Source organism: Dolichospermum sp. DET69 (assembly GCA_017355425.1).
GTDB lineage: Bacteria > Cyanobacteriota > Cyanobacteriia > Cyanobacteriales > Nostocaceae > Dolichospermum.
Window position 1 is genome coordinate 2,335,626 of the sequence record CP070233.1, and the last position, 22,166, is coordinate 2,357,791.

16 protein-coding genes and 1 pseudogene are annotated in these 22,166 nt (G+C 36.3%); 8 read left to right on the top strand and 9 right to left on the bottom strand.

Translation table 11 applies throughout. From position 1 onward, the window contains the following. Positions 1–73 precede the first annotated feature (73 nt). The 3 genes from EZY12_10740 to EZY12_10750 all read right to left on the bottom strand — a co-directional run bounded on the left by EZY12_10740 (position 74) and on the right by EZY12_10750 (position 4,641). A complete protein-coding gene (locus tag EZY12_10740; protein QSX69995.1) occupies positions 74–2,287 on the bottom strand; it encodes a hypothetical protein in 2,214 nt (737 codons plus the stop codon). 168 nt (positions 2,288–2,455) lie between these two features. Then, a complete protein-coding gene (locus EZY12_10745) occupies positions 2,456–2,968 on the bottom strand; it encodes a type IV pilin-like G/H family protein (GenBank protein QSX69996.1) in 513 nt (170 codons plus the stop codon). Positions 2,969–3,312: 344 nt separating this feature from the next. Next, positions 3,313–4,641: a class I SAM-dependent methyltransferase gene (locus EZY12_10750; protein QSX69997.1), complete on the bottom strand. Its 1,329-nt coding sequence runs from the start codon at positions 4,639–4,641 to the stop codon at positions 3,313–3,315. A gap of 166 nt (positions 4,642–4,807) precedes the next feature. On the opposite strand from EZY12_10750, the gene EZY12_10755 reads away from it, so the two are divergent. From EZY12_10755 to EZY12_10765, 3 genes are all read left to right on the top strand, one after another. Next, positions 4,808–5,428 (top strand): Uma2 family endonuclease, encoded by a 621-nt coding sequence (locus tag EZY12_10755; GenBank protein QSX69998.1) that lies wholly within the window; start codon positions 4,808–4,810, stop codon positions 5,426–5,428. Positions 5,429–5,526: 98 nt separating this feature from the next. Continuing rightward, positions 5,527–6,417, top strand: a complete 891-nt coding sequence (locus EZY12_10760) for an ABC transporter permease (protein QSX69999.1) — start codon at positions 5,527–5,529, stop codon at positions 6,415–6,417. Between the two features lie 33 nt (positions 6,418–6,450). Beyond that, positions 6,451–6,648: a hypothetical protein gene (locus tag EZY12_10765; GenBank protein ID QSX70000.1), complete on the top strand. Its 198-nt coding sequence runs from the start codon at positions 6,451–6,453 to the stop codon at positions 6,646–6,648. Positions 6,649–6,746: 98 nt separating this feature from the next. On the opposite strand, the gene EZY12_10770 is transcribed toward EZY12_10765, so the two are convergent. Both EZY12_10770 and EZY12_10775 read right to left on the bottom strand, forming a co-directional pair. Continuing rightward, positions 6,747–7,262, bottom strand: coding sequence for a prepilin-type N-terminal cleavage/methylation domain-containing protein (locus EZY12_10770; GenBank protein QSX70001.1), 516 nt, complete (start codon positions 7,260–7,262; stop codon positions 6,747–6,749). Positions 7,263–7,829: 567 nt separating this feature from the next. After that, positions 7,830–10,400 (bottom strand): DUF563 domain-containing protein, encoded by a 2,571-nt coding sequence (locus EZY12_10775; GenBank protein ID QSX70002.1) that lies wholly within the window; start codon positions 10,398–10,400, stop codon positions 7,830–7,832. A 363-nt stretch (positions 10,401–10,763) separates the two neighbouring features. Between EZY12_10775 and EZY12_10780 the strand changes: the two genes are divergently transcribed. Continuing rightward, positions 10,764–11,654, top strand: coding sequence for an ROK family protein (locus EZY12_10780; protein QSX70003.1), 891 nt, complete (start codon positions 10,764–10,766; stop codon positions 11,652–11,654). An 81-nt stretch (positions 11,655–11,735) separates the two neighbouring features. On the opposite strand, the gene EZY12_10785 is transcribed toward EZY12_10780, so the two are convergent. Beyond that, positions 11,736–13,373, bottom strand: a complete 1,638-nt coding sequence (locus EZY12_10785) for a CTP synthase (protein ID QSX70004.1) — start codon at positions 13,371–13,373, stop codon at positions 11,736–11,738. A gap of 217 nt (positions 13,374–13,590) precedes the next feature. Here EZY12_10785 and EZY12_10790 point away from each other — a divergent pair, with 217 nt between their 5' ends. Then, entirely contained in the window at positions 13,591–15,345 is a 1,755-nt protein-coding gene (locus tag EZY12_10790; GenBank protein QSX70005.1) for an N-acetylmuramoyl-L-alanine amidase, read from the top strand. Positions 15,346–15,400: 55 nt separating this feature from the next. On the opposite strand, the gene EZY12_10795 is transcribed toward EZY12_10790, so the two are convergent. Together EZY12_10795 and EZY12_10800 are read right to left on the bottom strand one after the other, a co-directional pair. Then, positions 15,401–15,646 carry an HNH endonuclease gene (locus tag EZY12_10795; protein ID QSX70006.1) on the bottom strand — a complete coding sequence of 82 codons (246 nt, stop codon included), beginning with the start codon at positions 15,644–15,646 and terminating at the stop codon, positions 15,401–15,403. 576 nt (positions 15,647–16,222) lie between these two features. Further along, positions 16,223–17,827, bottom strand: a pseudogene (locus tag EZY12_10800) (IS1634 family transposase). Positions 17,828–18,548: 721 nt separating this feature from the next. Here EZY12_10800 and EZY12_10805 point away from each other — a divergent pair. From EZY12_10805 to EZY12_10815, 3 genes are all read left to right on the top strand, one after another. Then, the gene (locus tag EZY12_10805) at positions 18,549–18,869 is read left to right on the top strand and encodes a hypothetical protein (protein ID QSX70007.1); all 321 of its coding nucleotides are present in this window, start codon (positions 18,549–18,551) and stop codon (positions 18,867–18,869) included. Between the two features lie 88 nt (positions 18,870–18,957). Beyond that, entirely contained in the window at positions 18,958–20,643 is a 1,686-nt protein-coding gene (locus tag EZY12_10810) for an AarF/ABC1/UbiB kinase family protein (GenBank protein QSX70627.1), read from the top strand. A 21-nt stretch (positions 20,644–20,664) separates the two neighbouring features. Continuing rightward, on the top strand, positions 20,665–21,393 hold the full coding sequence (locus EZY12_10815) for a Stp1/IreP family PP2C-type Ser/Thr phosphatase (protein QSX70008.1): 729 nt from the start codon (positions 20,665–20,667) through the stop codon (positions 21,391–21,393). A 15-nt stretch (positions 21,394–21,408) separates the two neighbouring features. On the opposite strand, the gene EZY12_10820 is transcribed toward EZY12_10815, so the two are convergent. Further along, positions 21,409–21,567: an alpha/beta hydrolase gene (locus EZY12_10820; protein ID QSX70009.1), complete on the bottom strand. Its 159-nt coding sequence runs from the start codon at positions 21,565–21,567 to the stop codon at positions 21,409–21,411. Positions 21,568–22,166: the final 599 nt, after the last annotated feature.

The following is a 22,166-nucleotide window of genomic DNA, read 5'->3' on the forward strand; positions in this document are numbered from 1 at the left end:
ACCTGTTAGGGTATCCTGCCCGCCCTAATTATGCAAATTAAAAGCTTATCAGGTTACTCAATTCTAGCATAATCTATTTTTCACTATCAATATACTTTTGCCACATTTGTTGATAAGCATTTTCCATCTTCCGTGCAAATTTCTTACCATTCCACAGGGGTGATGTTTGTCTTGACTTTTTCAGTTTCCAAACAATTTCTTGTCTTAATTTCTCATCTTTACCCAACTTCACACCCCAATCTACATACTCTTGGTCACTCCAAGCTAAACCTTCAGTTACACCTACATTCATCATCATTGTATAACTATTACGCGCTGCAAATTGTTCTCCCACCCTGGTAACTAGGGGAATACCCATCCATAATGTTTCTAGAGTTGTGGTTGCACCGTTATAGGGATAGGTATCTAAAACAATATCAGCGATCGCTAAATTAGCACGATGTTCCATATCTGTATCCGCAGAAGGTAGAAACCTTAACTGTTTGAAATCAACACCTTCCGCTTCTGCAATTGGTGCAATAAAATCTTGTAAATCTTGATGATTACTGCGATGACTTTTGAGGAGAAAATAACTATGAGGAACTTGTTTAATAATTTGCATTTGCAAACGAATATTATGGGGATTACGTTTTACTCCTGTTTGGGAACTAAAATAAATAATCCCATCATCAGGAATATCTAAAGATTCTCTGTTGATAGTTGGTGTTCCGACAATAAAGCCATCAATACCAATATAATTTTCAGGGAGGCGCCAAATTTTTTCCGTATAATAATCCTGTGCTGATTCTGGTAATACATAGTTATCAGCAATAAAATAATCAACTCCGGGGAAACCAGTTGCATCATACCCCAACCAAGTAACTTGAATTGGTGCAGGTTTCAAGGCCAAAATAGCACAATTCCCATAGGATGTTAAACTATCTAAATCAACTAATATATCTATTTCATCTTCGTTAATTTTATCTGCAACTGTGGCTATAGGCAAACCTCCTTGATAAAAAGAATCACCAAATTCCTTTTTATAAGCTTGTTGTTGTGGATCTTCTGAAAGATCACCTAAAGAATATAAACGAACATCAAATTGTTGGCGATCATGATATTTTAATAACCACCAAGCCAAAAAACCCACAGAATGAGTCCGAAAACATCCTGATAAATAGCCTATTCTTAAAGGACGTTCACTCAAAGAAGGACGAGGTGAAAGAAAACGTTTTTGATAAGTGCTAATATATTCAGGAAACTTTTGCGATATAAATTCTTGACATAACCCTGCTATTCTATTGCGAATTAATCTATTTTCACCAGGATTATCTTCCATGTATAGTAAAAAAGCACCCACAGCCAACATTTGTACTAAACCTTCACCTTGTATCTGACTGCTGACAAGATTCGCTAACAAGAATTTATATTGTTGGTAAGATTGAACTGTTTTTTGCCAATTATTACAGGAAGTTAAAAATGCTTCCATTAAAAATTGATTACCCATAATTTGATCAATGGGTTGTTGAGCAAGTTCTAAATATTTATGAGACCAATCTATAGAATCTTTACTATAATTTCTTCCTAGTCTTTGCAGAGGAGAAATAATTTTGTTCATACAATTGATAGCAGTTAAATTATCAGTTGCTAAACAGAGGGCAATTTTAGCAAAATAAACTGACATCTGCTGGTAGAAAAAATAATGATAGGCATCAGCTTTTTCGAGTAATAATTTAACAATATTCTCAGAACTTAATAAATTAGGAATCAATACTTCCAAAAGTTTATTTATAAACTCAGGGATATTAACTGGATCAGCAAGAGTAAGAGCTACTTTTTCAATAGCTTGAACTAATAATTTTTCATCAAAAACGAGAGGTTTTGTTAATTGAGATAAGGTTGCAGTTAATTCATTAACATTTATTTCTAAATCCTGAATTTTTAACTCATAATTTAGATCGATTATTTTTAAAAGATTATTAATATCATCAGCAATAAATTCTTTAATGTGTTGACGAATTACCCAAGCCAATTTAAAATTGGAATTTTCTTCTTGTTGTTGAGCAGTATTTAACAAAATTGCTGTTAATTCTTGCAGCCATTGTTCTGACTCTTCTTCACCAAATTCAAGAAAAGGAGTCATCCAAGTAATTTGCGCTTCTTCTTCTTTTCCTGTTAATAATAAAACTAATCCTAAATACCAATAATTAGCAACTTCCCTAGGATTTTCAATGATATTTTGTTCATATTGTTCAATGGTTAATAAGATTGGCATTGCAGAAATTTTATTATCTAACTGGTTAGTCATGATTGAAAACCTTGAACTTGGTTTTAAATAAGCTTTAAAATCAAAATAAATTTAGGTATTAAGAATTTACAAAATCCGTTAACACCTAAACTATGGCAATAAATTATATCAAAAAAAACGCTAGATGAATTTGCATCTAGCATTTTCAAACATAAACAATAAAGAGATTTACTTCATGTTTTCCCCACTAGCACAGGCTGCATTCGCACCTGTTCCGAGTGTAAGTGTAGGAGGAGTAGTAGTAACAACAGTTGTCTGGCAAGCAATAGCAGAAGTTTGTCCACTAGTAAGAACGACTACACCACCAGAAAAACTTTTGAGAGAGCCAGCATCTTGAGATGTTGCTGTCACACTTGTACTGACAGCATCAGCAGTAGGGATTGCATAAACATAGTTAGTAGTTTGGGTAGGAATACCAATTTGCAGATTAGGAAAGGTAGCAGCAAAGGATGTATTTTCAATCCGGTAGGACTGTTGCGCCCTGTTAATTGAACCAATATAGGTTTTAGCTTCTGACTGTTTAGCTTTTGCCGCTTGGTTGAGGAAAGAAGGTAGAGCGATCGCAGAAAGAATACCGATAATAATGATTACAACTAACAATTCAATCAGGGTGAAACCTTCGTTATCTTTCTTTTTACCGAGGAGGTGTTGGATGAATTTAGCTTTTAGTTCAGTTTTCATAAGAGTTTTCCTTGGGGTTCTGTGTTGCTTGTTTCCTTATGTAAATAACTTACCCACTTCTGATCAATTTCATATCACCTCCGAAAAAAATTTTTTTACTAGTTCTAAATGTGGGTGGAAAATAGGCTAGAATGCCCATATAGAGCTACTTTCACTATGTAGAGAATAAAGACTGATCAAAGTCAATGAATTTTATTATGCTTCTGTTCAGGCTGAAAATAGACATTGCTACTATATTTGTCACTCTTAAGCTCTTACTCTCTGTGCCTGGAGCGTCTCTGCGTGTTAGCGAAGCGGGGCGAAGCCTGATAAATTCATCCTTGATTTGAGCGATCAATCGCTGACTACGAACTAGAATCAAGCATGATGTAATCAAAATCCTGTAGAATCAAGAGTAGCTTTTGCAATAGACGGAAAACTGTCACTTTCTCTATAGGTGCTGCTGTGACAGGATTAATCGGTCTAACCTGTTGCCAATATTCCACCAATGACATCATTGATAGAGGTTTTTCAAACAAGGGTAATAAGCAAAGAGTCATTGAGCTATCTACATGAATCACTTCTTCATCTAAAGCTAGATATTTACGGATAGGAAAAGTTTTACCTTCGCTGAGATAACCAATAATTTCTGTTTTCAACTCAGAAGTATTTAACTGTGGATGCAGATATACAGTTGCATTTTCCCAGTGAGAATCAGACCATTCGGAAACTGGTACAAAAGAATGTGCTGCTTGGGGATGTCCACACCAAAAATCTAATAATCTATGAACTGGGTGAAGTAGTTCAAATAAATGTAAACTATCTTCGGTAGATATTTCTAGTAACCCCATTGCTAGAAAAGCAGGTAAATTATCTGGTTCTTTAAATAATTTTATTAAGTCCCATTGTCGCCAGTTTCTCATTTTGATAAACTCTAAATCAGCCGCTCTTAAAGACGAAAACATATCATTAATTGTGTAACCTGTATCTCCTTGAAATAAGAAATTCATGAGAATATTCTCTTGTCTGTCTTCTCCTTCATAGATAGAATTCCAAGTTGCAGCTTTAAGATTGACATCATCCTTCAACGCTTGCATTGTTTCCACAACCATTTCCATCTCTAGTTCTCCTGGATTATCATCCATCAAACCCATCAAACTGAATAGTTTTTGAGCGCGAAAATGGGAGACTCTTTGCAGTGAACTATGTAGATTAGCTCTAATAATGCCCTCTGGCTTTAATACAGATTTCATAGCTTGTAATGCCACATCTATATCTGGGAAAAGATAGAGAACTTCATCACAATTAATATAATCAAATTTATAATTTAACTTAGCTATATCATAGATTGATAAAACATGAAATTCGGTATTGTCAAAACCATGATATTCTAATCGCTGACGGGCTAGTTTAACAGATGCTTCTGATATATCAACACCCACAATTTTTGCACCAGGATTAGCTTCTGCTAAAATTAAAGATTTATAACCAGTACCACAGCCAGCATCTAAAATTACTTTCTCTTTGCTGTCTATAACTTTTTGATTTCTGAGATAATAAGACGTGACTATGTTATGAATATACAGAGCATTTGCATCATCTTTAGGAGATTCATCAAGAGGACGATTTGGATATGGTGCGCTATCAAATTGCTTACGGATTTTATCCCATAAATCAGAGTTGGAATTATTCATAAAAATTATTATTACACCTAAAATTTTCGATAGTAACTATGAATTAGTTGAAACCATACATGATTTTACTTAGCCAACACAATGAAGTAACAAAACTTAATTAAAATAATTGAGGATCTGTTATAATGCAATTTGCATTATATGTCAAAAATAGGGTGAGTCAATTATGGTTCAAGCCTTACCTCAAATCAAATTAGTCACCTTTGAAGAGTTTATAGAGTGGTATCCAAATACAGGTATCCGCTATGAACTACATGATGGAGTAATTGTAGAAATGACACCACCCGGAGGAGATCATGAAGAAATTGTCGGGTTTTTGGTTGGAGAAATAGTTACACAATACAAACAGCTAAAATTTCCCTATTTTATTCCCAAAACTGCTTTAATTAAACCACCAAACAGCAAATCAGCGTACTCACCAGATATACTGCTGTTAAATCGGTCTAATCTGGTGAATGAACCTTTATGGAAAAAACAGTCTACCATTAGTGAATCTGCTTCTGTCCCTATTGTGGTGGAGATTGTCAGCACAAATTGGCGTGATGATTACTACAAGAAATTAGCTGACTACGAACAAATGGGTATTGTTGAATATTGGATTGTTGATTATGCTGCTTTAGGTGGTAGAACATTTATTGGTAATCCTAAACAGCCTACTATTTCTATTTATCATCTGATAGATGAGGAATATCAGGTTAGTCAGTTTAGAGATGATGATTTGATAATATCACCAACTTTCCCACATTTACATTTAACTGCTAATCAAATTTTTAAAGCCGGTGTTTAAATTATACTAAACGCCTGCGTGGGTTAAAATTTGAGTCCGCGAAGGCGGACTTTGCTTGTGTAGTAGTGATTTCTAATCGCCATATACTTTTTACCTCAATGACAATTACAAAAAAGCAATTACCAAGTTTCCTTAAATTTACGAAAAATCCCACACTATCCCAGCGATTGATGGCAATTGGGATCGGTATGACCCTATTTTTCATCTTCTTAGCCTTTTTTGCACCTGTATTCCAAAGTTGGGGGTGGTTGCAAAACCCGAAAGAATTTCTTTCTAACCCTATTCATGAACCACCTTCGGCTAAACATTGGTTTGGAACAAGTCGTTTAGGTTATGATGTCTTTTCTCGGAGTGTGTTTGGGGTACAAGCCGCGCTGCAAGTGGTGACTTTAGCAACATCCTTGAGTATGATCATTGGTGTGCCTTTGGGAATGGTCAGCGGTTATTTGGGGGGGAAATTAGATAAAGCCCTGTTATTTCTCATGGATAGTATTTATACTTTACCAGGATTGCTACTGTCAGTGACCTTGGCTTTCGTGGTGGGCAGAGGAATCTTAAATGCAGCGATCGCCATTAGTATAGCCTATATTCCCCAATATTATCGCGTAGTCCGTAACCACACCGTCAGCGTCAAAACCGAAGTATACATCGAAGCTGCCCAAGCAATGGGGGCTTCTACCTGGGTTGTTTTATCCAGATATCTATTTTTCAACGTCATTCAAAGCGTCCCCGTTCTCTTTACCCTCAACGCCGCAGATGCCATATTAGTTTTAGGCGGTTTAGGATTTTTAGGGTTAGGATTACCCGAAGAAGTACCAGAATGGGGATATGATTTAAAACAAGCTCTAGAAGCACTACCTACAGGCATTTGGTGGACTACCTTATTTCCTGGTTTAGCAATGACAACCTTGGTAGTAGGGTTATCACTACTTGGTGAGGGGTTAAATGAATTTGTCAATCCTCGGCTGAGAAGAGAAAATAGGCAATAGTTTGATGATAACTGTAAAACAAAAGAGATAATTGTGAACGATAATATTACATTAATAGCGGCTGCTACAGGTGGATTTATGATTTCTGTAGCTTTATCGGGTATTCTCAAAGGCGCACCTGTAACAAATTGGCAGCAGGCACATCATAATTCACACTCGATTGTTAATGTGCAGATAATCAGTAAAATAATTGACTATCTATTTGAGCATGAACGATTAATCAATAGTTGATTCCTAGTATAGTACGGCGTAAGTTAATGAATAATTCCGAATCTGTGAAAAGCTTATGCTGTATTTATTCTAAATTCTAAATTCATAAAAAAGCGGTACTAGTCCATATTTCTCATCGTTCCTGTACAAGCTGCACTAGTGGAAGTTAGACTAGGGGGAGTAACAGGATTATTAGCTTCTGTCCCGGCTGTTTGACAAGCAACTGCCAAGGTTTGTCCTGCTAAAAGAACAGTAACACCTCCATTAAAGCCTTTAAGAGCATTAGTATCATTAGGTGTTGCTGTAATAATGGCTGTATTAGCATCTATTGTCAGAATATAAATATAGTTATTAGTTGATGCTGGAATACCTATTTGTAGAGTATCAAGACTATTAGTAAATAATGTATTTTCCATTCTGTAGGCTTGCTGCGCTCTATTAACTGCACCAATGTACATCTTTGCTTCTGATTGTCTCGCTTTTGCGGATTGGTTAAGAAAAGATGGTAAAGCAATAGCAGATAGAATACCGATGAGAATAAATACAATTAACAGTTCAATAAGGGTAAACCCTTTATTATCTTTATTTTTACTCAGAATGTGTTGAACTAATGTGGTGTACAGTTCACTTTTCATCGTAGTTTTCCTTGGGGTGGAGTCTTATTTGTTTCCCTATCCAAATAAGTTACCCACATTTAATCAATTTCATAAATATGTAGACACAATTAAATATAAAATGGGCAGGCAGGATGCCCACCCCACAATAATAAATATATAACTCTTGTGGAGTGGGCTTCTAGCTTGCTAAGAGTCCAGAATATTATTTGATATTTATTTCAGCCTAAGCTGTTCCGCATTTAAATTGTCTAACCTGTTAGGAGTCTAAGAGGATGTTTGAAAAGTCTAATTTATTACTTGCCTTGGCGACTAGAAGTCGCGGCTACACAGACAAAACCCACCTCCGTGGGTTTGAAACCCTTGATTTTTTTGTTAGTCCACGCAGGTGGACTTTGCTTGTGTAGTAGCGACTGACCGTCGCCGAAAACTTTTCAAACATCCTCTAAATATTGTGGGGTGGGCATCCTGCCCGCCCGAATATTTAAATTAGGTGCGTTTTAGCCTATCTACTTATAACAATTTGATCTGATTTGTGAAAATAGCAAGATTCACATTTCCGAATTATTAAAGAAATTAGGTATCTTATTATTCACATATTTGTAATAATTTTAATAAATCCCTCACATTTATCACTATATCTTCTGAAAAATCTTGAGGATAAATGAGATGATGAAAATGCCAACCCGGAAGAGTTTCCCCCAGTAAGTAATAATAATCTAAACTGACTAAATTACTAATCCACCAATAACAATGATAAACATAATTGGGCGCAAATAACTCAATCACTTTAGTTCCAGGTTGGCAAAATACTAAATTTGTTAAACCACTACCATGCGGAGATATAATAATTTCCGCTTGCGAGAATAAAGCAGCTTGTTCTAATACAGACAATGATTCTAATATTATTTCTTCAAAACCATAAGTAGCAAGTAATTTTAAAATTTCATCTTCATTCAAAACTCTGCGACTTTTAGCTAATTTACGAGTAATATAAATCCTTTTTTTAGAAGATGGAAGTTTGGTATTTTCTAAATTTAGAAACCGCTGCTTTAAAAAATCACAAGTCCATTTTGGCATCCATGCAACCGTACCAGGAAAAGAGGGAACAATTAATTGTGTTGCTTGAAGATGATGAATTTTGTTAATATTTATTTGTTTGTGTTCAGGAATTGCTAGTAATTTTAAAGTTTCCCGTTGAAATGATAAACTATTATCAACAACAAAATAATCAATTTCATCAAAATTACAATTATTTATTCTTAATAATTCCCATCTGGGTAAAATATCTAACATCCAATGAAAATAAATATTATTTGTTAACCCAGCTAAAACAACTACCTTACCTGTAATACAATGAATAGGAGGTAACTTATCAACTTTAAATATAGAATGTTGACTGGGATGTTTATCAGGATGATGAGGTTGTAAAATGGGAAAATCTGGAGAAATATCCGCTAAAAAATGTGATTCATCTGTGATAATTACAGATTGAGTTTGATCATCACTTAACCAAAATCTACCTTGGGGAATTGTGACTATAAATGAAGCAGGTAATTTAACTACTTTACCAAATCTAAAACTAAAATGTACTTGATTCTCTAGGGATTTAGGATAATTTAGTTTTACATCTATTTCTGGATATATTTCTATATAATTATCAATAACAGTTGATTCATAAAAACCAGTAGGAGGTAAAATAGATTGAATTTGGGAAAGTTCAAAAATATCAACATCCTGAGTTAATATCTTAATTAGATTATCAACTAACCCAGCTATTGATGAATTAATTTCTAAGGCTTTTTGGAAACAATTAATTGCATCTGCTATTTGATGTTTTTGTCCAAAAAGAAAACCTAAATAAACTAATGCTAAAGAAGAATTAGGTTGTATTTGCAAATGTTTCTGTAAATTTACTACTGCTTGTTCTATATTGCGAATATTAAATAATATCATTCCTAATAAATAATAGGCTTCAGCAAAATTGTGATTAATAGCAATTGCTTTATTTACATAAAAAATTGTTTCTTCATAATTGCCAAATCTTAACCAACATTGACTAATTATATAATTCAGATTTTCATCTTCATGAATATTGATTATTTTCGTTAAAATAGTGATTAATTCTCTAATTTGTTCAGAGTTATTTTGTTCTAAAATAATTTTACTGTATGCTAAACAAACATCTAAATTATGATAAAAATAATCAATATCTATTTCTCTTACTTGTTGTAATAACTTAACAGCAAGTGCTGGATAATCTTTGAAAAGAGTTTGACTTAAATGAAAATACAAGTCTAGTTTATTATGAATATCTGAAAAATTCAGCAAGTTAATTAATTTAATTCCCGCATTATTAGCATTACCTAATAGTAATTTTCCACTGTTACTAATATCTAGGAGAGGTTGTAAGAATTCTGGTTGGGATTGAACTACTTTTTGTAAATACTCAATTCCTTGATCAAAATGCTCTAAATGAATCAATGATATTGCTAAATCACTATAAGCTGCTAAATATTCTGGTTGAATTTCTAGGGATTGCTGAAAATATTGAATAGCTATATTCCACTGTTGTAAATGTGTATAACATAGTCCAATTTGATAGAAAACTAAATAATCTTGTTTTTTGATTAATAGTGCTTTTTGATAACATTCAATTGCTAATTCAAAATTTTCTAATTTCTGCCAGATATTAGCCTGATTTAAATAAGCATCAATATAATTAGGTTCAATTTCAATTAATGTTTGCCAATAATCAATTGCTGCTTCCAGATTTCCTTGCATAGCCACTGCATGAGCTAAATTATCATATACTTGAATATTACTATCATCCCAATTTAAAATAGCTTCATAAATAGTTTGCGCTAGTTGATAATGATCATGATCTAAATATTCATCTGCTTTATTTTTGAGTAAATCAATAAACTCTATTAAATCATTGTCTTGTAAGTCTAAGTCGCTATTAGTAAAAGTTGATAACCAAATTGATTGAGATTCAATTTCATTTCCTTGCAATAACCAAGCTAATCCTAAATACCAGTAATTAGAAATTAAGTTAGGAGCTAATTCGATACATTTTTCATAAATATTGATAGCTGCTATAAAATCTCTTTGTTGTAAATAAATATCAGCTTGCTGTTTAAGTTGTGTAATATCCATTTAATTAATTATTATAGCGGTTCTTGGTCGGATGAAATACAATCGAGGGCGGGGAAACCCCGCCCCTACAGGGTTTGTAATTTAATAACTGTATCTTATCTAAGTGCATACAGCTATATCTAAAAATAACTAAACATTTAGAAAATTCCTTAGTCCACTTCAGTGGACTTGAGCTATTAGACAGGGAATTAATTCCCTGTCGGGTGTGGGAGCCAACAGATAAGCTATAACTACAATATTATTTTGATATTATTTCAGTCCGTCTACCTACAAAAATACCAAAACCTTAATAACGCTGCGTTACCAACTTCGTTCTAACATACTCTACAATACCAATGACTAATGACCAATGACTAACAACTAATGACTAAACAAGTAATTGGAATTGATTTAGGGGGAACTGCGATTAAGTTAGGACGATTCACAGCAGATGGTAATTGTTTACAATCTATATCTGTGGATACTCCCCAACCAGCAACACCAGAGGCTGTATTATCTACAATGGTAGATGCGATCGCCCAAATTGACCCTCACAATGAAAGTATCGCTATTGGTTTAGGTACTCCTGGTCCTGCTGATGCTACAGGAAGAATTGCCAAAGTTGCTATTAATCTAGTAGGATGGCATGATATCCCCTTAGCAGATTGGTTAGAGGCTAAAACTGGTAAACCGACAATTTTAGCTAATGATGCTAATTGTGCTGGTTTAGGAGAAGCTTGGCTAGGTGCAGGCCGAAATTTCCCCAATTTGATTTTACTGACTTTGGGAACTGGTGTTGGTGGGGCAATTATTATTAATGGTAAATTATTTGTAGGACACCAAGGTGCAGCAGCAGAATTAGGTTTAATTACCTTATATCCTGATGGACCAATGTGTAATAGTGGTAATCAAGGTTCATTAGAACAGCATACTTCAATTTCTGCTATCCGTCGGCGTACAGGCAAAGAACCCGCAGAATTAGGCGCACTTGCCCAAGCTGGAGATGTAGAAGCCTTAACCTTTTGGCAAGAATATGGTAAAGACTTAGGAATTGGTTTAACCAGTTTACTCTATGTCCTCACACCCCAAGCAATTATTATTGGTGGTGGTGTGAGCGCGAGTTTTGAGTTTTTCTTACCGTCACTGAAAGCAGAAATCGAAAACCGAGTTTTACCAACTTCCCGCGCAGGGTTACAAATTCTCCCAGCAGAATTAGGAAATGCAGCGGGAATGGTAGGCGCTGCTAAATTAGCATTAACAACAGTTAACAGTTAACTGTTAACTGTTAACTGTTAACTGTTAACTGTTAACTGTTAACCGTCAACCGTCAACCGTCAACCGTCAACCGTCAACTGATTAAGAAACCTCTACTGGCTTGGGTATAGTAGTTGTAGAATGAGATTGAGAGAGAGCAGCCGTCATAAACCCTTTGAATAAAGGATGAGGTGCGTTGGGGCGAGATTGGAATTCAGGGTGAAATTGACAAGCGATAAAGAAAGGATGTTTGGGATATTCGATGATTTCTACTAATCTACCGTCAGGAGATGTCCCACTCACCAAATAACCCGAATTTAACAACTGACTTCGATAAACGTTGTTAAATTCATAACGGTGACGGTGGCGCTCATAAATGACTTCTTCTTGATAAAGTTGGAAAGCTAGAGTATTGGGAAGTACCCGACAAGGATAAAGTCCCAAGCGCATTGTTCCGCCTAAATCTACTACATCCTGCTGTTCTGGTAACAGGTTAATAACAGGATTTTTGGTATATTGGTCAAATTCTGCACTATTGGCATTAGATAGTCCCTCGACGTTTCTCGCCCATTCAATCACAGAACACTGCATACCTAAGCATAAACCTAAAAAGGGAATTTGGCGATCGCGTGCATATTTAATAGCCGCAATTTTCCCATCTATGCCCCGATTCCCAAAACCACCGGGAACAATGATACCATCAACACCTGAGAGATAGTTTTCCGGGGGTTCATTTTCTAAAACTTCCGAGTTTACCCACCGTAGCCGCAAATCACCATGAGTTGCAATAGCCGCATGACGTAAAGATTCTACCACAGAAAGGTAGGCATCACTTAACCGCACATATTTACCAACAATGGCAATTTCCACGGTATATTTAGGATTATACATCCGGTCTACCATCATTTCCCATTGCGTCATATTGGGTTGACGTTGTTCCATTTGCAGTAAGTTGAGAACTTGTTCTGCTAGTCCTTCCCGTTCTAAAAGGACTGGAACTTCATAGATACTGCGGGCATCTGGGCTAGTAATAACACATTCTACAGGGACATCACAAAACTCTGATAACTTTTGTTTTAAGCCGGTAGGAATGGGGCGATCGCTGCGACATACTAAGATATCTGGTTGAATGCCAATTGATCTTAATTCCTTCACAGAATGTTGAGTCGGCTTAGTTTTCATCTCTCCCGCCGCAGCAATCCAAGGCAACAAAGTAACGTGCAAATATAGAACATTGCGCCGTCCTACCTCTTTCCGCAATTGCCGAATTGCTTCTAAAAACGGTAGTGATTCAATATCACCCACAGTCCCGCCAATTTCCGTAATCACAGCGGAAGGATTAGTTTCTTTAGCAACTCTGAGAATCCTCTCTTTAATCTCATTGGTAATGTGAGGAATTACCTGAACAGTGCCGCCATTATAGTCTCCTCGGCGTTCCTTATTAATAACTGACTGATAAATCAAGCCAGTAGTAACACTATTGAGCCGAGACATGGAAGTATCAGTAAAGCGCTCGTAATGTCCCAAATCCAAATCCGTTTCTGCACCATCTTGAGTTACAAAAACTTCCCCATGCTGAAAAGGACTCATTGTGCCGGGGTCAACGTTAATATAAGGATCAAGCTTGAGAATGGAAACCGAATAATCCCGCGATTTCAGCAAACGTCCCAGACTTGCTGCTACAATGCCCTTACCAATACTGGAAACAACGCCCCCAGTAACAAAGATAAACTTAGTCATAGTATTTTCAATTTCTAGCAACTTCTAAATATAGATTGCGTCTCCAAAGAGGAGAATTTGTGTAGACAATTTTGTAGGCTTGTATGAAGGATGAATTTTCCCCCATGACTAAATTCCCTTATTTGCGGCCAATGTATTGCGACTTTTACGTTCATGTATAATTCCATCTTGACCATTGTGCCACAGTCCCTATACTGAAATATAACTGTGTTTGTCCATGAAAAAACTCTTAGGATTAGTATTATTTAATTTTGTATTTACCTCCTCAGTTGCGTTAGCACAAGAACCTCTTTTAGTAGTTTTTCCCCCGACAAACTACCAAACCAGCACAGAAAAAATATTTTTTATCGGTACAGCACCACCGGACGGGCAAGTTTTAATTAATGGTAAACTCGTTAACCGTAGCAAGGCCGGGCATTTTTCCCCTAGTTTTCCCTTGCAGATAGGAGAAAATATATTTAAAGTCCGTTATCAAAATCAAGAACGAGAGATTAAGATCATTAGGCTGTCTACTCAACCTCAGTTACCCCAGGGCTTGGGCTTTGCGAAAGATTCCTTGACTCCTAATGCCGATATTGCCAGATTACCAGGAGAACTAATTTGTTTTAGTGCAGTTGCACCACCTCAAGCAACTGTCTCGGTTAACCTAGTGAATCAAAATATTGCCCTTTTACCCCAACCTCCACAAGCACAATTACCTCCCAATTCGAGTATTTTGACGGGGTTAAATCAACCTAATCTATCTAGTCTTACCAAATACCAAGGTTGCACAACAGTCACAAATGCTGCTGATTTAGGAAAACCTCAATTTAATTTACAACTGAATAATCAAAGAATAACTCAAACTGGTTTGGGCAAAATCGAAATTCTGTCTCCCACACAGTTAGCAGTTGCAGAAATTACATCGGAATCAGGCGTTGCTCGCACGGGACCCAGCACCGATTATTCACGACTAACACCATTGCCAAAAGGGACTAGGGCAAGTGTGACGGGGAAAGAAGGTGAATGGTTGCGCTTAGACTATGGAGCTTGGATTAATAGCAAAGAAACCAAAATTATATCAGGTGCGATCGCTTCACAGATAGCCATTCATAGTGTAGGTTATCGGCAATTGTCTGAAGCGACAGAGATTCGTTTTCCTTTAGAAGCTGCTGTGCCGGTGAGTGTAGAACAGGGAAATAACTCTTTTATTCTCACTCTCTACAATACCACTGCTAAAACAGACACAATTCGTCTAGATGATGACCCTCTGATTTCTCGCCTAGATTGGCAACAGGTAAGTCCTACACAGGTAAAATATACTTTTAACCTCAAAAAGCTCCAACAGTGGGGCTATAAGCTGAGGTATGATCATACAACTTTGGTTTTAACTTTACGTCATCCACCCAATCTTGAAAATAACAAACGCCTACCTTTATCTGGCATCAAGATTTTACTTGATCCAGGGCATGGTGGGAAAGAATCTGGTGCTAGTGGTCCAACTGGGTATTTGGAAAAAGATGTGAATTTGATAATTTCTAAATTACTGCGAGATGAGTTGGCCAAGCGCGGCGCTAAGGTAGTAATGACCAGAGAAGATGATCGAGATGTGTCTTTGGTCGAACGTCAGGTAATCATTGGTAAAGAAGAACCTGCAATTTCTCTTTCCATCCATCATAACTCTTTACCAGATAATGGTGATGCCGAAAGAACCAAAGGATTTTCCAGTTTTTGGTATCATCCTCAAGCACATGGTATCGCCATATTCTTACATAATTACGTAGTCAAAAACCTCCGTAAACCTTCTGCTGGCGTATTTTGGAATAATTTAGCCCTGACTCGTCCTAGTGCTGCACCTTCGGTATTATTGGAGTTGGGGTTTATGAGTAATCCTGATGAATTTGAGGAGATAGTTAATCCTCAAGCACAGAAGAAAATGGCTAATACGTTGGCTGACGGGATAACTGAATGGTTTAAAATGGTGAAAGAATAACACCCCACCCCTAACCCCTCCCCGCAAGCGAGGAGGGGGACTGGATTATTTTTGGTTAGGTGTCAAAATGTCTGTGAAAACGATTGTCAATTTTATTGGTTTTCTGTTGGTTGCAAGTTAAACAGAGTGTTTGTAAGTTACTAATATCGTTTTTTCCCCCACGAGATAAGGGGATAATATGATCAATGGTGAGTTGAGTTTCTTGGGAGATTTTACCACAGCTTTGACATTGATATTTATCTCTTTGGAAAACATAGTTTCTGACTTCTGGGGGTATGGGGATTCGTGGGGTTTTGTTCATGTTTTTTGTCTGAATCAGGATAACCACCGATTACAGGATTTACAGGATTGTAATTTGATGATTGATAGATGAGATTCATATATTTATTCTTCCATCTCACTTTATAAATATTCACTTTTCTCTATACCAATTATCAACAACTAACGAATAATCAAACAATCACATCCTGTACATCCTTAAATCCTGGACATCCTGATTCAGACAATAATATGCTATTTTCAATACAGCATACATGAAACGAGAAAATTTTTTGTCTGAATCATCCCTTGATTTTACCTGCCATAGTTGTTGCTCCTCAGATTTTTTCTGGCCAGTTGGAAATTGGTAAATTTGCCGAAGCACAAGGAGCATTTAACCCACATTCCGCACTTCAAAAGTAGTATAAACAAACTACATTAAGAGCCAATTAAAACTTATGATTTTAACAATCAAGTATCAATGAAAAATAAAATTATCAACGCAAAGAATTAAGCTTTTATTGGGTTTTAAAAGCTATTTCAACAACAATATTTAATTGGATGTGTGAATCAAATCTCAAAAAATTAACCGATAAGACCGTAAAACCAGAGAGAAAAACTAAGACAATAAATAATATTTTTGACAAGCCCTAGGTAGGAATTGCAAGATATGAAAATGCGAATCCGTTAAATTAAGAATTCGTTGAAATCCTTGTGTCATCAAAAGATGAATACCTTGGAAACATTGAAATATCCATCTTAATGTAGGAGATTCTGTGGGTCTATTCAGTTGATTTTTAACTGTGGCTTTTTGTGCCTTCAATGACATTCTTAATTGTCTTTGTCCTAAATTATAAACCAAAAGGCATAATGCCATTAACATCATCATTGTCTCTACTCTTTCAGGATTTTTCACAAACAGACTATCCGCGAAAAATAACGGGTCTTTGATAAATCTAAATCCTCTTTCTGTAGATTGTTGTTCTTTATATATTTTGAGGATTTCTTCTGACTCTAACTCAATCGTATCCAAAATATTGGTGGCTAAAATAAATCTGCCACAAGAGTTTTGCTGTTGTGTAATTAACTCCTGATTTTCTCTTAATTTACATTTCACTCTATAAACTGTTGTTTTCCCTTGATTGGTTTGAGTAATTTCCCAGTCTGATATTTGATGATATTTTAATTTGGCTGTTATTTCTTCGATTTTTAATTCTGTCAAAGATTTATCTGGAAATTCTTCCTGTTCTAATTTCGCTACTTGTTTGTTAACTTTCAAAAACTCTTCTTGGATTTTTTTGTCTAGTTTATTTAAGTCTGCTTTTTTCCTCTCTGCACTTTCTACTAATAACCATCTTTGCTCTATTCCTCCATAAGATACTTTCTCTTCGAGATAGCTATAACCCTTTATTTTAGAGGCTTTCAGGTCATTATTTATGAAGGCTTTCACTAAATTTTTCGCTTTTTTAATGGATAATGGTACTCGAGTTATCCATTTCATGTTCGACATTAATTTTAAGTTACTTTCGCTATACAATGCACTGTCAGCCACCATGATACTTTCAAAATCTACTTGTTTAGAATATTCTACTAAGATGTGAGCGAATACTGCTTTATCTGATTCGTTTCCTGATGCTCCTCTGAAAAATAATGGTATATCTCCATCACTACTTACTATTAAATCTAATATACATTGTTTTAAGTCGGGGCGATGGTCACGGGAATACCCCTGTGTGATATTAATCGGATTTTCTTTGTTTATTCCTAATTCTTTCTCTGGATTATTGAGGCAATTATCATATTTTCCATGTAAATGTAATGAGCTTGAGTCTAAATGGGAATATTTTGTGTCTATTCCATATTTCTTTACTACTTCTAAGGCAATGATTAAGAATAATTTAGTTAAGCCATATTTGTAAAGTTTATCCATGACTCTACCTATTTTATCGTCATTTAAATCTTCCGCTTTTATCCCTCCTCCTATTAAATTTTCTACGGCTTTGTCTTGAAAGAATTCTGGAAATAAATATAGTGGTCTTGATACAAAACCTAGTCCATTGAGAATAATTGCTTTGACTACTTCTCAATAGTTTACTTTCTCTCTACTATCCACCGAAAATATTTCATTGATTTTTTCTACTATTCCTATCTCATCTATTATTCCTGTTATTATTCCTAAGTGATCTATATTTTTACTCTCAATATCTTCTTGTTGGTAATTCATAATATGAAGGCATTTTTATGTAATTCAGTCTCATTCTCTCATTTTTTCCTGAATTTATGATCAATGCCTTATGAATTTCTATTTAGTAGTCAAATGGAAATTAATGTCTATATTTTTACTGGCTTAATTGCGTATTTGTGTTTAGCCCTCTATGCTGCTTATGATACTTGTATATGTACTACAAATTGAAGTGCGGAATGTGGGTTATTAATTTGAATTCGTTGGCAATCTTTATATTACTGTCTATATTTATTACTAACTAAACTATGTGTTTATGTTTAACCTATTTCTGCTACTTATTACACTCATGACTGTACTACACAATGAAGTGCGGAATGTGGGTTTAAACTCATCATCCTGAAAATCCTGAAAATCCTGATTCAGACATATTATTTAAACTCTAAGTAGGGTGCGTTACGGCTATGCCAACGCACCTTAGGCTAGATAAGTGGTGCGTTACGCTGTCGCTAACGCACCCTACGTGCTATATCAAAAATCAAATATTAGTCTTATAGTTTGGATTGATATTATTATAAGTAAATACCCTTGGTTTAACATGAACCGTTTTGATGTACAGCTTTTAATTAAGATGCAATACAGTTAGTAATTTTATGACCCGTCTCAACAGTGGCTGTATTCCACTCAGAAAACTTTCAGATAGAAGCATTACAGGCTATATGCAGGTTATAATTCTTTTTGCGGAGCAACTTTACAAAAATTTATGAGTAATCCCCTTGTGCAAGCCTTTTTCGTAGGCAGAGCAGTAGCTGAAGTGATTAATGAGCGTGTAGAAGTCGCCTTGACTGATGCTTTGAGTGAACTGGGTAAATTTGATGCTGAAACTAAAGAGCAACTACGCCAGTTTACAGAAGAAGTGATGGCACGAGCTAATCGAGCAGCGGAATCGTCTGCAACTGGAACAACCACAGATAACACATCTGGTGGAGATTCAGGAGACTTACAGACCGAAATTGACGAATTAAGGGCAGAAATCGCTTTATTAAGAAGTGAATTACAGAAGCATCGTAATGCTGCAAAATAGGTAATAGGTAATGGGTAAGATCAAGATTTTACCCTTCCCTGACTTCAACTCAGATGACTCCGTGACAACCCGACGGTATAAAAAAAATATGGAACAAGGTTACTCAGACAAAGCATACCGTTGGAATCGGGAAGAATACTCTAGCAAGCGCCGCTTTGTGGATATTTGGTCTTTTGTCTTGACCTTGATGTTCAAAATTTGGCGCTACAACAAGGCTTGGAGTTACTCCGGTGGTGTAACAGAATCCAAGCAAGCCGCTAGACGCAAAGCCCAAGCAATCTGGATTAGAACTACGTTTTTAGATTTGGGTCCGACTTTTATTAAGATTGGACAATTGTTTTCCACTCGTGCTGATATTTTCTCTGCTGAATATGTAGAGGAATTATCTAAGTTACAAGATAGAGTCCCAGCATTCAGTTATGAACAGGTAGAAGCAATTATTGAGCAGGAATTAGGGAAGAAAGTTTCCGTACTGTTTCAAGATTTTGAACCTGTCCCCCTGGCTGCTGCTAGTTTGGGTCAAGTCCACAAGGCTATTTTATATACTGGTGAGTCAGTAGTGGTCAAGGTGCAACGGCCTGGACTGAAAAAGCTGTTTGAAATTGATTTAGGCATTCTCAAAGGTATTGCCCGCTACTTTCAAAACCATCCTAAATGGGGCAAAGGTAGAGATTGGATGGGTATATATGAGGAATGTTGTCGCATTCTCTGGGAAGAAATTGATTATTTGAATGAAGGTCGCAATGCCGATACTTTTCGCCGGAATTTTCGCCCTTACGATTGGGTAAAAGTACCGAGAGTTTATTGGCGTTATGCTACTTCCAGAATAATTACTTTAGAGTATATGCCGGGGATTAAAGTTAGTCAGTATGATGCTTTAGATGCTGCTGGTGTAGACAGAAAAGCGATCGCTCGTTATGGCGCACAAGCCTACCTACATCAACTTCTGAATAATGGCTTCTTCCACGCTGACCCTCACCCTGGTAATCTGGCAGTTAGTCCCGACGGTGCTTTGATTTTCTACGACTTCGGGATGATGGGAACAATTAAATCCAATGTCCGCGAAGGGTTAATGGAAACTTTATTTGGCATCGCCCAAAAAGATGGCGATCGCGTGGTAAAATCTTTAGTTGATTTAGGAGCGATCGCCCCAACTGAGGACATGGGACCTGTCCGTCGTTCAGTCCAGTATATGCTGGATAACTTCATGGATAAGCCCTTTGAAAACCAATCTGTGGCAGCTATTAGTGAGGATTTATATGAACTCGCTTATGATCAACCATTTAGATTTCCCGCAACATTTACCTTTGTCATGCGTGCCTTTTCCACTCTCGAAGGAGTTGGTAAAGGTCTAGATCCGGAATTTAACTTTATGGAAGTTGCCCAGCCTTATGCAATGCAGCTTATGACAGATAACAGTAGTTCAGAGGGGAATAGCTTCTTGAATGAATTAAGTCGTCAAGCAGTTCAAGTCAGTAGCACTGCTTTAGGATTGCCTCGGAGATTAGAAGATACCCTGGATAAAATAGAACGTGGGGATATTCGTCTGCGAGTTCGCTCTGTAGAAACAGAACGCCTGATACGGCGACAGAGTAATATTCAACTGGCAATAAGCTATGCTCTTATTATCAGTGGTTTTACGATTGCTGCCACAATTCTCCTAGTTAGCCATTATGTATGGTTAGCGAGTTTTATGGGTTTAATTATCGCATCAGTTTCATTCCTGCTGATTCGGTTGCTTTTACGCCTCGACCGTTATGATCGGATGTATTAATTAATTGTTCACGAAAAATCTATGAAACTTGACTCTACCGGTTGTACAGATCCGGGGCTTATTCGTGCTTATAATCAAGATTCCTACTATATTGATCCCACCGGGCGATTCTTTATAGTTGCTGACGGTATGGGGGGTCATGCAGGAGGAGAAGAAGCTAGTCGGATTGCTACCGCAGAAATTCGGTTATATCTAGAGAAAAATTGGCAATCCTCCGAATCTTCTTCAAAACTCCTAGAACAAGCTTTATCCACAGCCAATCGAGCCATCGTTCAAGATCAGCAAAATCATCCTGAACGCTCTGATATGGGAACCACAGCCGTAGTAGTAGTTATTCGTCCATCCGAATCCCCTGTCTGTGGTCATGTTGGCGATTCACGTCTTTATCGGCTGCGAGAATCACAATTACAACAAATTACGGAAGATCATACCTGGATTGCCAAGGCTATGAAAATGGGTGATATTAATGCTGATGAAGCCAGGGTTCATCCCTATCGCCATGTTTTATCCAGTTGTTTGGGTAGGGAAGACCTGAATCAGATTGATATTCAATTACTGAATTTAGAAAATGGCGATCGCCTACTTCTCTGTAGTGATGGACTGACAGAAGAACTCATAGACAAACAAATTCTTGGACACATCAACGGCGTACCTTCTCTAGAACAAGCTGCTCAATCCCTAATCGAAGCCGCTAACCAACAAGGTGGACACGATAATATTACAGTCGTCTTAGTCTCGGTAGAAACCTGATTTTCCAGTTGTTCCCTAGGTAATGGGTAATGGGTAATGGGTAATGGGTAATGGGTAATGGGTAATGGGTAATGGGTAATGGGTAATGGGTAATGGGTAATGGGTAATGGGTAATGGGTAATGGGTCTGCGCCCATTCAGGAGTCAGAAGTAGCTTGTTTTGGTCGTACCTCATTCAAGTGCATACCTATTACTTCTTCCCTGTTCCCTAACTAAAAAAGTAAATATACTTAACAATTTGTTCAAATTGAGCATTTTTTATCTCAACAATTTGATAAAAATATTTTTAATCTCCAAAAATTATCACAGCAGGAGCTTAAATTTCTATAATTTCCACAATTGACATATTGCACTTTGTAGTGTGTCTTAAATAAACAGCAAATAAAGGGTTGATAAATCAGAAAACTAGATAAAAATCAAGCATCAAACTTGTCTTCCTCTTAATTTTTTGATTTTTCATTCCATGACTTCTGAATATCAGCGAGTCTATAACTACTGCTACTAAAAGGATCTTCACCAAAATTAAACTATCCCAATTTGCATAAACTCGCTTTTAGCGGGGTTAATTATTGTATCAATAGATTCATTGCAAATACATACCTCAGAAAAATAAATCAAAAAAGATGGGTAAATTGTCAAACATTTGTTATCTTTCTTAATATAGAGACACAAATGTCAGGGAAAATCTAGCCCAATAATTACCTTTTAGGACTTTTACGTAATTAAGCAGATTGCAAGCAAAGGAAGTAAAGAATTTAATCCTGAATCCTGACT